The sequence below is a fragment of the Vibrio hepatarius genome (assembly GCF_043642085.1).
In the GTDB taxonomy this organism is placed as follows: Bacteria; Pseudomonadota; Gammaproteobacteria; order Enterobacterales; family Vibrionaceae; genus Vibrio; species Vibrio hepatarius_C.
Map to the genome: position 1 here is coordinate 423,806 of NZ_JBHZSA010000001.1, position 12,290 is coordinate 436,095.

The 12,290-nt window shown below is 42.8% G+C and carries 12 protein-coding genes; 8 read left to right on the forward strand and 4 right to left on the reverse strand.

Going from position 1 to position 12,290, the window contains the following annotated elements; all coding sequences use genetic code 11:
• Positions 1 to 308: 308 nt before the first annotated feature.
• Both ACHUFZ_RS01895 and ACHUFZ_RS01900 read right to left on the reverse strand, forming a co-directional pair.
• Entirely contained in the window at positions 309 to 1,064 is a 756-nt protein-coding gene (locus ACHUFZ_RS01895) for an alpha/beta hydrolase (protein ID WP_394125631.1), read from the reverse strand.
• A gap of 96 nt (positions 1,065 to 1,160) precedes the next feature.
• Positions 1,161 to 2,045: a LysR family transcriptional regulator gene (locus ACHUFZ_RS01900; protein ID WP_134833649.1), complete on the reverse strand. Its 885-nt coding sequence runs from the start codon at positions 2,043 to 2,045 to the stop codon at positions 1,161 to 1,163.
• A 112-nt stretch (positions 2,046 to 2,157) separates the two neighbouring features.
• Between ACHUFZ_RS01900 and ACHUFZ_RS01905 the strand changes: the two genes are divergently transcribed.
• The 7 genes from ACHUFZ_RS01905 to ACHUFZ_RS01935 all read left to right on the forward strand — a co-directional run bounded on the left by ACHUFZ_RS01905 (position 2,158) and on the right by ACHUFZ_RS01935 (position 9,005).
• Positions 2,158 to 3,318 carry an MFS transporter gene (locus ACHUFZ_RS01905; protein WP_394125632.1) on the forward strand — a complete coding sequence of 387 codons (1,161 nt, stop codon included), beginning with the start codon at positions 2,158 to 2,160 and terminating at the stop codon, positions 3,316 to 3,318.
• Between the two features lie 63 nt (positions 3,319 to 3,381).
• Positions 3,382 to 4,110, forward strand: coding sequence for an SDR family NAD(P)-dependent oxidoreductase (locus ACHUFZ_RS01910; protein WP_394125633.1), 729 nt, complete (start codon positions 3,382 to 3,384; stop codon positions 4,108 to 4,110).
• An 11-nt stretch (positions 4,111 to 4,121) separates the two neighbouring features.
• A complete protein-coding gene (locus tag ACHUFZ_RS01915) occupies positions 4,122 to 4,772 on the forward strand; it encodes an HAD family hydrolase (protein WP_394125634.1) in 651 nt (216 codons plus the stop codon).
• A gap of 11 nt (positions 4,773 to 4,783) precedes the next feature.
• Complete coding sequence (locus tag ACHUFZ_RS01920) at positions 4,784 to 5,491, forward strand: dienelactone hydrolase family protein (protein WP_394125635.1); 708 nt, start codon at positions 4,784 to 4,786, stop codon at positions 5,489 to 5,491.
• Positions 5,478 to 7,007: an FAD-dependent oxidoreductase gene (locus ACHUFZ_RS01925; protein ID WP_394125636.1), complete on the forward strand. Its 1,530-nt coding sequence runs from the start codon at positions 5,478 to 5,480 to the stop codon at positions 7,005 to 7,007. Before ACHUFZ_RS01920 ends, ACHUFZ_RS01925 begins: the two co-directional genes overlap by 14 nt.
• Before the next feature lie 8 nt (positions 7,008 to 7,015).
• Complete coding sequence (locus tag ACHUFZ_RS01930; RefSeq protein ID WP_394125637.1) at positions 7,016 to 8,041, forward strand: ketoacyl-ACP synthase III family protein; 1,026 nt, start codon at positions 7,016 to 7,018, stop codon at positions 8,039 to 8,041.
• Positions 8,034 to 9,005 carry an aldo/keto reductase gene (locus ACHUFZ_RS01935; RefSeq protein ID WP_394125638.1) on the forward strand — a complete coding sequence of 324 codons (972 nt, stop codon included), beginning with the start codon at positions 8,034 to 8,036 and terminating at the stop codon, positions 9,003 to 9,005. The genes ACHUFZ_RS01930 and ACHUFZ_RS01935 overlap by 8 nt, the downstream gene beginning before the upstream one ends.
• Before the next feature lie 57 nt (positions 9,006 to 9,062).
• Here the strand turns inward: ACHUFZ_RS01935 and ACHUFZ_RS01940 are convergent, their stop codons facing one another.
• Together ACHUFZ_RS01940 and ACHUFZ_RS01945 are read right to left on the reverse strand one after the other, a co-directional pair.
• On the reverse strand, positions 9,063 to 10,403 hold the full coding sequence (locus tag ACHUFZ_RS01940) for a sensor histidine kinase (protein ID WP_394125639.1): 1,341 nt from the start codon (positions 10,401 to 10,403) through the stop codon (positions 9,063 to 9,065).
• Entirely contained in the window at positions 10,394 to 11,098 is a 705-nt protein-coding gene (locus ACHUFZ_RS01945; protein ID WP_394125640.1) for a response regulator transcription factor, read from the reverse strand. Before ACHUFZ_RS01945 ends, ACHUFZ_RS01940 begins: the two co-directional genes overlap by 10 nt.
• 646 nt (positions 11,099 to 11,744) lie before the next feature.
• On the opposite strand from ACHUFZ_RS01945, the gene ACHUFZ_RS01950 reads away from it, so the two are divergent.
• On the forward strand, positions 11,745 to 12,290 hold the full coding sequence (locus tag ACHUFZ_RS01950; protein ID WP_394125641.1) for a hypothetical protein: 546 nt from the start codon (positions 11,745 to 11,747) through the stop codon (positions 12,288 to 12,290).

A 12,290-nucleotide genomic window follows, 5' to 3' on the forward strand; every position in this document is an offset into this window, starting at 1 on the left:
GGATAAATAATCATCAAAAATTAAGTTAGCAACTCTTGGCGAATTTATCTGTCAAATCATCAAAAATCATACTGTTATGCGGTTAATATCACGAGAACCCATGATTCACCATACAACTTACTTATTTGGGAAAAACAACACATTTACAACACAAATGGATATAGCAAAAAGATAAGACATGCTGCTAGATAATTAATGTAACGAGTATATATAGGTGGTTGTTTTAAGAGAGGATTATAGGTGGATGCTAAAAATCTCTAGCTCAATAAAAAGGGCTTAACGCACTGTTAAGCCTTAGTTAGTATCTGCTATTTGTATGAGTACCTTGAAGCTTGCTCAATAAGATCAGCCACTTCATGTGGGTGAGATAAGATGGACGCGTGCCCACTATCAATTGTAATAGTTTCTGCGTTCATCCGCTTAGCCATCATCTGTTGTAACTTTGGCGAAACAATCTTGTCATCACCAGAGATAGCGTACCAAGATGGTTTATCAGCCCAAGCGGCATAAGTGACTTTTTCATCGAATGCTGACTTTGACATAGGGATTTGACTGTATGCGAACCATTTAACAACCTCAGGGTCACTATCGTGAGCCAATGCGTAGTGATACCAGTCAGGATCAATAAGATAGTTACCATAACCATCTTCTATAACCCTTTCCAAACCACGCATTGTTGCTTGCTCGGGTTCTTGTTTTTGCAGATCAGTAATCGATTCACCCACTTTTGGAGCCATTGCGGCGATGTAGACCAACCCTTTCACCTTTTCATCATCCCCAATTTGAGTAATCGGCATGCCTCCCCAAGAGTAGCCGACGAGAATAGTGTCCCCTTGTTGCTGTTCCAGTACACGACGTACCGCTTCAACATCATCAGATAATGAGGTTAATGGGTTTTGCACTGCTGTAACGTGAAAGCCTTGGCGCATTAGAATGTTAGCGACAGGCCTCCAACTAGAAGCATCTACAAATGCTCCATGTACTAAAACAACATTACGAACCTGTTGCGCATATGCCAAGCCAGAACTGAATAATAATAGAGTTAACAGTAAATACTTTTTCACTATCTGCTTCCTTGTTAGTAAAAAGACAAACAGAAGTATCCATAAATACTCGCGCCGATTAACCCTATGATAGTTGGTTGTTTCCCAACTAGGAGTTTATATTCCCCACTGATTCATACAGAACTCGATAAATTTCCTTAATCTAAGCGGCATTTTCTGATCACGCATATAAATTAGGTGCATCGGTCGAATAGGCAAGGGAAAATTCTTTAATATTTCTACTAGCTTTCCACTTCGCAGCTCTTCCTCTAATAGAATTTCTGGCTGGATGATTATCCCAGAGCCATTCAGTGCTGCATTTTTTAAAGCAAACCCGTTATTGATGCTTAAGTTCCCGTTGAGCTCAACTGAAATATTGGACGATTTAGAGCAGAACGTCCAAGTTCGTAAAATTTTATGGTAGTTAAACAACAGACAATTATGACGCTCAAGGTCTAGTGGAGTCTCAGGTTCTCCGTAACGGGCAATGTATTGAGGAGATGCGCATACAACCAAACGATAAGGCTGCAAAGGCCTTGCCACCATTCCCGAATCCGGCACATCACCTATCCTAAATGCTAAGTCGTATTGCCCCCCGATCAGGTCAACTACAAAATCACTTAGCATCAAATCAATTTTGACGTCTGGATAGATTCGCACGAACTCATGGATTGCGTTAGAAACACATTCAGAACCGAAAGTGATTGGAGCCGTTATTTTTATAACGCCGGATGGCTTTGAATTGGACTCCCGAATTTCTGACTCTTTGACTCGAATTTTTTCCAGAATCTCCATGCAATGCTCGAAATACAAATTGCCTGACTCCGTCAAGCTCTGCTTTCGTGTCGTCCTATTAAGCAATTTGATGGCAAGGTTGGTTTCAAGGCTTTTTATATGTTTCCCCACCATGGTCGATGAAATTCCTAATACTTCCGCAGCTGAAGCGAAACTACCACTTTGAACCACCGTAACGAATGTTTTCATGCTGGTTAGCTGATCCATTAGACACCCAGAGTTGTTAGTGAAAAAAGAAAATGAGCGTTTTTATAACACAGCATTTCCAACATCATAGTGTTGCATAAACATTCACATACAATTTTGCGAGGAATATACAATGCCAATAGCAATATGGGCGCTTTCAATTGGAGCTTTTGCCATCTGCACGAGCGAGTTCGTTATTATGGGTCTACTGCAAGAAGTTGCTAAAGACCTCAACGTGACTATCCCCCAGTCAGGTTTTCTGGTCACAGGCTACGCATTGGGCGTAGTGCTCGGCGCACCTTTTTTAACACCCTTTTTAGTCGGGCTAAAACGCAAAGCGGTATTAATCGGGCTCATGCTTCTCTTTACCGTAGGTAACGTCGCTTGTGCACTGGCGCCAGACTACAACACTATGTTGCTAGCACGGGTATTTACTGCCCTTGCCCAAGCAGCCTTCTTCGGTCTTGGTGCCGTTGTGGCAACACGTTTAGTTGAACCTGACAAGCAAGCGAGCGCAATCGCAGCAATGTTCCTTGGAGCAACCTTGGCTAATATCCTTGGTGCACCATTCGGTACTTATATTGGACAAGAGATTGGTTGGAGAAACACTTTCTACATCATTGCTGTTCTTGGTGTTGTGTCCGCGATTTCAATCGCCAAGTTATTGCCTCATATCGAGACAGAAGCGCCAACTAACCTTAAGCAAGAATTTGCTGCGCTTGTACAACCAGGAATGATTCGCGCTCTACTGATCACAATCTTTGGATTTGGCGGAACGTTTACTGCGTTTACTTACATCTCCCCTATTCTGACTGACATTACTGGTATGTCACTGGATTATGTCCCAGCAATGTTACTTCTATTTGGTGTTGGTATGGCCGTAGGTAACCCAATTGGAGCACGACTCACCAACAACAGCGTTGTCTTTGGCATGCGTAGTACGCTGCTAATTTTGATGACAATGCTTATTGCTCTCTACTTTGTTATGGGGTCAAGCGTAGGCATGGTTGTTGTTACTTTCCTCTTCGGCGCAGCCATGTTTGCAACTATCCCTTCTCTGCAAACTTATGTCCTATCCGAAGCTGGTAAAGCACCTATTTTGGCCTCTGCTTTCAACATTGCGGCATTCAACCTAGGTAATGCTGGAGGCGCATGGCTTGGCGGTGAAGTAATCAACTCTGGTTTATCACTGCAGCTATTACCGCTCGTTGCCGCCGCTGTTACAGGTCTAGGGCTACTTTTAGCTTTCTCAGTACGAAGCAAAAAACAAGACACTCAACTTGCGACAGCATAACTCACCTTAAACAAAAGAATCATTTGGGGCTCTCTTTTAGGGAGCCTCTACAAGGAGATAAAAATGGATTTACAACTAAAAGACAAGAACGTCGTTATCACAGGCGGTTCAAAAGGAATTGGTAAAGCAACCGTCGATCATTTCATTGCTGAAGGAGCCAATGTCTACTTCTGCGCGCGCGATATCAAAGGCATAGATAACGTACTCGATCAGTACTCAGGACTAACGAATAAGATCCACGGTAAAGCAATTGATGCTTGTGACAGTCAGTCAATGGCTCAGTGGTTCGAAGGTATTGGAAACATCGATGTACTCGTACTTAACGTCAGCGCACTTTCCGGGGATTGGAACCAATCAATCGAAGTCGACCTACAATCAACGATCGATACTGTACAAGCGGCACTACCTCATCTATCGAATGGCAGTGCCGTCACCTACGTTAGCTCCAAAGCTGCGAGCTTTGCCACTCCTGGATTTGAGAGTTATGGCGCTATCAAGTCAGCTTTAGCTCACTACATGAAGTCACTGTCGAAAACCGTCATCACGCGTGGAATTAGAGTCAACGTCGTCTCTCCGGGTGACACATTTGTCAAAGATGGTTTTTGGGACGTTATCAAACAAAATAGCCCCGAAGTGTATCAAGCAACTGTCGACAGCAACCCGATGGGACGTTTATGCCGACCTGATGAAGTGGCCTCTTCAGTCATATTTCTATCAAGTCCTCGTTCAAGTTTTACTTCTGGTGCCAACCTTTATGTTGATGGCGCAGCAACTAATCACGTTCAGTTTTAAAAGAGCAAAACATGCAGCCTAAAGAGAAATACGCTTTTTTTGACTTCGACGAGACCATTGTCTCAATTAAAAGCATGTTTGCTTTTAAACAAGCTTTGATGAGCGAGCAAGGACACTCATCTGAAGCGTTCGACTCCTTTATGCAAGAGCTAAAGCAACGAGCCGAAGTATTCCCTCGCTCTGAAGTAAATCGCTGGTTTTATTCCACTCTTAAAGGCGTTGAATATAACTTCGCTAAGAGCGTAGCCAAACGTTGGAGACATAACCTAACAAGCAATGTTTATCTTGAGCAAACCTGTCAAAAGATCCAAGAGTTTAAGCAGCAGGGTTATCAGATCGTTGTGGTATCGGGAAGTGCGCGTTTCATCATTTCGGAGTTTTTAAAAGAGCTAGGTATTTCTCAAGTGCTTTGCAGTACACCCGAAGTAAAAAACAATACTTTTACAGGTGAACTTATAGGCGAACCTGTAATAGGTATGCAAAAACGTCAGTCCATTCAAGCTTTTTTGCGTGAAGAAGATACCACGACCCGTGACCTTATCGTTGTCGGTGATCATATCAGTGATTTGCCAATGCTCGAACTCGCGACTCACGCAATGGTCGTAAATCCAGATGAACAACTAAAAAGTATCGCACGTCAAAAAGGCTGGCTAGAGCTCTAACAGGATAAACAATGAAACAAATTTTGGCTTATAACGATCAGCGTTTTGATTCAACGCTATACGATTACGGCGACCAAGCGCATGTGGTCTTTTTCCCGGATTGGGAAGGTTGCCACACCGATTATGCAAACAGAAAGGCAAAACAACTCGCTAAAGAATTAAAAGGGAAAGTACTTCTTACCGATATCTATGGGGCTGGTAAACAACCCGAAACTTATGTCGGTCGTGCAGATGCTTTCATTCACAGAACACTCGCTAACCCTGTCGAATTAAGAAATCTTCTTTCCGGACTATTTCCCATTTTTAAAGAAGTTCTTGGCGCAGAAAATAAGAAAGTAGCCTTTGTCGGCATATGCTTTGGAGGCTCGATAGCCTTTGAAGCCGGCCGTGCCGATATTGGTGTAGATGTTTCAGTTTCAATTCATGGTACACCCAGTTCTCCAGAGCCTCTTGAGAATATTGTGGGTACTCGATTTCTGTTGATTCAAGGAAGTAGTGATCCCCACATCCCACTAAGCTCAGTCGGTCAATTTATCAATGAAATGGATAACGCAAATTGTTGTTGGCAGATGCTGATGCTTGGAGGGGTACAACATAGCTTTACCAAAGAAGAAATTGGCTATGGTGGATATGGTTCGCGTTTCAATCAATACGCTAACGATCAGAGTTTCCAATCGGCTTGCAACTTCATTTTAGGAGACCATCATGAAGTTAGATAGCCAAATACTCATTAGTGGAGCCGGCCCCGTTGGGCTGACTCTCGCAGCCTTCTTAAAACAAAATGACGTCCCTTTTCGCCTTATTGATGAGCGTTCTGGCCCTGTCAAAGAATCTCGTGCATTGGGAGTGCATGCCCGTACGTTAGAACTTCTCAAACCACTTGGGCTAGACAAAGAATTCATAAGACTAGGGCGAATCACCCATGACATGCACTTTCACGATCAAAAACGTAAGTTGTTTTCGTTAAAGTTCGACTGCTTAGAAAATGACACTCCCTACCCTTATTATCTGATTTTGCCTCAAACCACGACCGAACGAGTCCTCATTCGCCACTTAGCTAAACAGGGAGTTGAGATAGAGTGGAATACTAGCTTATCTAACTTCGAGCAGTTTGACGGCCACATCTCATGTCAATTGGCCCAAGGCGATAATCAGTCATCAGAAAGATTTCGATTCTTAGTCGGTTGTGATGGTGCGAACAGCCTCGTACGACAGAGCTTAGGTATTCAGTTTGAAGGCGAAACTTACGAAGCACTCTTTAGCTTAGCTGAAGTAGAGATAAGCGAACCAAGCATTGAAACCAATGCAACACATGTATATATGGCTCCGCAAACCGCTTGTGCGGTCATCCCAATGCCATGTGGTAAATACCGTATTGTCGGACCAAACCCTGACCCAAGTGGCATCAGTGATTTCACTCACTTTCAGCATTTTCTTGACAGTCAATCGCTGTTTTCTGACGTGACATTACACTCACCTAACCGCGTCATCGATTACAAGATGCATAAACGTGTCGCTAGTCAGTTCTCAAAAGGAAATGTCTTCATTTGTGGCGACGCGGCACATATTCACTCCCCTGCTGGCGGTCAAGGAATGAATACCGGAATGCAAGACGCCATTAACTTAGCTTGGAAACTTGCCTCCGTAACACGTGGTACTTTCCCTGAACGACTACTGAGCAGTTACAGCCTAGAGCGCCGTAATGTATCCAAATCCGTTGTTAAACATACAGACCAAGCCATGGCCTTTGTTTCTCAACGCGGTTTAAAAACTAAATTGCTGACTCATGTTATCTATCCACTCATCCTCAAATTTTACCAGCCAAAAAGTTTGATTGCTGCGATGGCACAACTTACCACTCGCTACGGCAGAAAAAGCACCCCAATTGGACAACGTTTTCCATGGATGAAAACAGTTCAAGGCTATTCCACGCTCGACCTTATCGACGGGAAAAACTGGACGCTGATGACCTTTGGCCCTCGGTTTAAAGACACTACAGCTGCTCGAGAAATCAATAATCTCCTTAAAGGCGCAATACAACAATTCCATATTGTTGAGAATAAGTACTTCAAGAGCGCCATCGGCCAAGCTGGTCCAGTCCCTTGCTACAGCATGGATATTCCTAAATCGTGGCAAAACAAAGCTGTCTTACTCCGCCCTGATGGGTACATCTATGCAGTTAGTGAGATCGAAGACAGCGCTCAAATCGTTGATTCACTGAAAAAATGGCTATAGGGAACACAATGTACATCAGAGGTATCGGAGCCTATTTACCCAGCCACAGACGCTCAGTTCAATATGCTACCGTTCACGATCGCTACCCGATTGAGTATCTTGAAAAAGATGGTTACGAAAGCGCGGCTATTGAAACCGAACTGTTTGCTCCACAAATGGCAGAGATCGCATCACTCGCCGCCCTTCAAGATGCAGAAGAAGATGGCACAAGCTTACAAAATATTATTTATGCATCTATTCACTGGCAAGGATACGAACGAATTTGGAACCCCGCGTCGTATCTGCAAAGTCGCCTAGGTTTAATTGACGCTTTACCCCTTAATGTACAGCACGGTTGTAACGGAGGCTTTCTCGCCCTACAGCAGGTTTATCGGCACCCTCTACAAAAGCAGCAGTTACTGCTAACTAGTGCTGACAATTTCACTCATTCCAATTTTTGCCGCTGGAACGCAGATTATGGGTTGATTTATGGCGATGCCGCAGTGAGTGCCTTGTTTGATTCTGAAAAAGGTTTTGCCAAAGTTCGTTTCTTTGAGACACGCACTATCCCTGAACTTGAAGCCCTGCATCGTTTGGAGCAACCGCACAAAGAAAACGGTGACAGCTGGAAACAAGATTACGACATCAAAGCAACCAAAAAACATTTCTTACAACGTAACTCAAGAGAGGCCTTCATCAAACCTATTTTGACTTGCCTGACATCACTTAAGGACCAGCTCATCAATGAAATAGGTGATGAAACGCAACCAATCGACTGGTTAATCGCCCCTTTTGTTGGAGACTCAGTCCGGTTATCAACCTATGAAAAAGTTTTTGCCCCTCTTTGCAAACATAGCTTTTGGGAACAAGGAAGAAAAATTGGTCACACAGGGGCAAGCGACGCTTTGTTAGGGCTTCATCAATTAATCGACAACGAACAAGTTGATGTGGGTGAATTAGTACTACTTGTTAGTGCTGGAGCTGGCTTCACATGTTCCGTCATGTTGTTAGAAATCACGCCTGAAATTATCAAAAGAAGGAAATCCAATGATTAATATCACCTCAGATTTAAAAATGAACCGTATCGGGCTCGGCTGTATGGGCATGTCTGAATTTTATGGTTCAAGTAACGACAATGATTCACTCAAAGTCATGGCCAGAGCAGTTGAACTAGGTGTGAATTGTTTTGATACAGCTGACCTTTATGGCGATGGGCACAACGAAAAACTAATTGGGAAGTTCTTAAAACAGTCGAAAATTAAGCCCGCAGTAGCGACAAAATGTGGCATCGTCCGCCACAAAGAAATACTCCCAGATGGCAATTTCAAACGCACTTACAATGGCACCACTAAATACATATCTGATAGTTGCGAAGCAAGCTTAAAACGCTTAGGCATTGAGTGCATAGATCTTTTCTATTTGCATCGCCCTGACCCGAATACACCAATAGAAGAAAGCGTTGAAGCTCTAGGAAAATTAAAAGCGCAAGGAAAAATAAAAGCTATCGGATTATCAGAGGTCTCTGCAGACGATTTAGTTCGCGCTCAGGGAGTACACCCAATTGATTGCCTGCAATCAGAATACTCATTGTGGAGCCGTGAAGTCGAAGCGTCAATTTTGCCATTCTGTCAGCAAAACAATATCACCTTTGTCGCTTTCAGCCCGCTGGGGAGAGGACTCACTAAGCCCTCTATTAAGTTGGAAACCACTGACTTCAGAACTAACATTCCACGCTTTTCTGCACATAACATGTCAGCCAACAGACCACTGTTTAGCCTCATTGATACGATTGGAAAACGATACGGCGCTTCTGGTGCACAAGTCTGCCTAGCTTGGCTTCTTAATCAAGCGCCAAACCTAATGGCGATCCCAGGAACACGTCACATTAAGTACTTGGAGCAAAATGTATTAGCTCAGAATATCTCCCTTACTGATGAAGAACTAAAATGTTTAGACCTTGCTTTTGCTTCTGAAAAAATCCAGGGAGAGAAGTACTTAGTTTCTACGTCCGCTGCATAGAAACTCATTGGTTAATTTAAAAAAGCCGTTTTCTTCAAAATTCATCGAATACGGCTTTTACCTTTTAGGAATCACAACCGTAAAGCGAGCACCACCTAAATGGCTTTGATCGACTGAAATCGTCCAATTTAGGTTTCTCGCGGCGTTTTTTGCAATCGCAAGGCCGAGTCCAAAACCACCATCATTCGCGTTGCGGCTCTTATCTAATCGGGCAAAAGCCATGAAGATCTCTTGGCGTTTTTCTTCAGGTATGCCCTCGCCGTTATCTTCTACATCAATGGTCCAACACGTTGGGTATTCGTGCAATGTTACTTCAACTAAACCATTACCGTATTTGTCAGCGTTTTTGATCAGGTTGTCTATCACGAGCTTGGCTAACGCGGGTGGTAACGTCACTTCATCTTCAACAACGTCATCTGCAATATTCAGCTTGGTTGTGTTGCTCGCAATCATGTCTAAACGACAACGACATAGGCGTTTCAGTGGCACCACTTTTTCAATCGGCTTTTCATCGTAACCCATTTTATTGTTCAGCTTTGAGAGCTGCAGTATATCGCTCGTCAGATCTGAAATGTCTTCAATGTAGTCATCGATATCATTAAAAAGCTGCTCTCTGTTTTGGCAGTCCTTTCGCCTAATCAGATCACATGCCATCTGAATCTTGCTCAAAGGCGTGCGGATTTCATGGGGGATCGCATGCGAGAATATCTGATTTTGCTTGACGCGACGTTCAATATCTTCAGCCATTTCATTGAAGCTTTGAGCAATCTCTTTGATTGGAGAGATATGATAAGCCTCTGCCCTCACGCTCAGTTCACCTTGACCAAAGCGCTCTTGCGTCATAATGAGCCGATTAACACGCTTATTTACACGGTGAAGCGGTAAGTAGATTAATAAACCAAGCGCAATACTCATGGTAATAAAGAGAGAAGCCATAAAATGGACTTCTTCATCTTCATACCAAGGAAGCACATCATTATGAGGGTCGTCTATTTCCTGAAAGAGCAAATGATAAGGAGAGTTTGGAATCGGTGACACCATTCTTAACAATTCATCATCATCCATGTAGACCCGAACACCTTGAGAGCTAATATGCATTGTACATTGCTGACATAACGGCTGAGCTTCATCCCACCCTTTTAGGAGGGCCAGTTTGTAATCGTAAAAAGTCAACTCACCATACTGGTTTAACTTCTCATACAACCCATGACGTTCATAACGACTGTTCACATAGCGTTGAGCATGGTGGATTCCGTCATCAACAAAGATATCCAGGTCCGCTTTACGCATGTAACCAGTACCAAAGTGCATGAAGACTGCAAAAGTAAGCATCATGCCCAGTAAGCTCTCTATGTATAGGCAGGTAAACATAGAACGAGGTCGAGATTCTATGTGCATGCGTTGCTGCTCACCAGTTTATAACCTTGATTGCGAATAGTTTTAATCGTGGCACTGTAGACTTCAGCTTGAATGAGTTTTTTGCGCAGTCCTGATACTCGCATATCAATAGATCGATTATTGACGTTGTATTCGATGCCCCTTGCTAAGCGACAACAGTGATCGCGAGAAACCGTTTCGCCAACATGCTCAATCAGCAATTGTAAGATCTCAAACTCTGAGTTGGTCAAATTGATCGGTTTGTGTTCGTAATACGCGGTTTGGTTCTGGGCGTTAATCACAATCCCATGAGCGTCAGAAACATAGCTCGATTGCTCTAACTTCTGCTGGCGTTGGTAACGTCGCATCAAGGCTTCAATTCGAGCAACAAGTATGTGCCCTCTTACAGGCTTTGTAACATAATCATCCGCACCAAATTTGAATAAGCTCACTTCGCTCATTTCATCTTCTGCGGCGGTGAGTACCATTATCATACCGGTATAAAACTGACGCGCTTCAGCGCATATTTCAGCCCCTGATTTGCCCGGTAGCATCAAATCAAGCAGTACAAGATCTGGTTGAAGTTCTTTGATTTTATCTATCGCACTTGAGCCATCATATATCGCTTCAACTTGGTAACCCTCTGCGGTTAAGTACATCTGAGTAAGCTGAGAAATATCACGATCGTCTTCGATCAATAAAATCTTTGAATTCATCTATCTGCACGCTGTTTATAAATTTGCGCGCAGTATATAGCAAACGTTTCACCCTTCAAGGCAACTCATTAACTTGGCAAATAATTAGAGTAAGAATTACCTTACATTTAAAGTGTATTTTCACTAAGCGATGCAATCGATTACAGGCTTTCGTTTCATATAATACCGGCAATGTATAATTATTAAACAGACACACGCTTGAATATAAAAATATATTAAAACTTGTGACTCATTATATTTAATTATGGGCAATTTAATTAACAGCCCCAGTAAAAGGCGTTCAAAAATCACACTGCGTAAAATATGCTTTACAGCATTGCGTATCAGTTATGAGACAGAAAGAATCGCCTAATTTCTCATGCCCCTCAGACAAACGCTTACATGTGCTTACATACCCAAACCTTACAAAATGACATACCCAATAAATTAATGAAAATTGCTTAGTTCTCTGTTCAAACCATTATGAACTGGTAGTTTATTCATAAAAACAGACCAAGTTTTGTTAACTTATTGTAACCACCACTGAGTATTAGCTTACATAACGAGATAAAAATCCAATACGCATACAAGCGCTTACTTAAATTATATTTATTTGCCGCTAACATTCGTTCCAGTTCTGTTATTCATCATTGACTGGTATATGCGTATGAAGCTTTCCTCTTCTGTCCTTTTATTGACTTCTGTTTTCTCAGCTACCGCTTCAGCTTCGGTTGATTCCCAAATTTCCGATATCGTTAAAACATGGTTTAGCGTAGAGGTAAAAAAAGTCAAAAGCTTAGCCATTCGCGCTGTATTTGACTGCGATTTTTACTCAGCGACACCAACAGTGAGCACGACAGACGGAAGTTCCAGCTTTGGTGATCATTACTTCCTACATAAAGACGGACAGGTAGAGCTCATCAGTTCACCAAGTACAACTCAGCCTCTGCCTGAGTTTACTCAATGCTTCAAAAAAGAGTTTGTGATTTCAAATAGCGAAGACGCAGAGGTTTTACTCGAAGCACTAAGCGGTATTTTCCACACCTACAACTCATCATTTAGAGAAGTTGAACCTTACGTTCTACAAAAGGACACTCACTGGGAATTAATTCACGATAAGTTCTTCGAAGATTACTCTGGCTATGTGGTAAAAACCGCGCCAGACGGAACGATTAAATCGATTTCTTATTCGCTAGGTCTTAAGGGGAAGTAA

Coding starts and splice junctions, on each gene's coding strand:
- ACHUFZ_RS01900 (WP_134833649.1), bottom strand. CDS start 2,045: ATGGATCAGCTAACCAGCATGAAAACATTCGTTACGGTGGTTCAAAGT.
- ACHUFZ_RS01905 (WP_394125632.1), top strand. CDS start 2,158: ATGCCAATAGCAATATGGGCGCTTTCAATTGGAGCTTTTGCCATCTGC.
- ACHUFZ_RS01910 (WP_394125633.1), top strand. CDS start 3,382: ATGGATTTACAACTAAAAGACAAGAACGTCGTTATCACAGGCGGTTCA.
- ACHUFZ_RS01915 (WP_394125634.1), top strand. CDS start 4,122: ATGCAGCCTAAAGAGAAATACGCTTTTTTTGACTTCGACGAGACCATT.
- ACHUFZ_RS01920 (WP_394125635.1), top strand. CDS start 4,784: ATGAAACAAATTTTGGCTTATAACGATCAGCGTTTTGATTCAACGCTA.
- ACHUFZ_RS01925 (WP_394125636.1), top strand. CDS start 5,478: ATGAAGTTAGATAGCCAAATACTCATTAGTGGAGCCGGCCCCGTTGGG.
- ACHUFZ_RS01930 (WP_394125637.1), top strand. CDS start 7,016: ATGTACATCAGAGGTATCGGAGCCTATTTACCCAGCCACAGACGCTCA.
- ACHUFZ_RS01935 (WP_394125638.1), top strand. CDS start 8,034: ATGATTAATATCACCTCAGATTTAAAAATGAACCGTATCGGGCTCGGC.
- ACHUFZ_RS01940 (WP_394125639.1), bottom strand. CDS start 10,403: ATGCACATAGAATCTCGACCTCGTTCTATGTTTACCTGCCTATACATA.
- ACHUFZ_RS01945 (WP_394125640.1), bottom strand. CDS start 11,098: ATGAATTCAAAGATTTTATTGATCGAAGACGATCGTGATATTTCTCAG.
- ACHUFZ_RS01950 (WP_394125641.1), top strand. CDS start 11,745: ATGAAGCTTTCCTCTTCTGTCCTTTTATTGACTTCTGTTTTCTCAGCT.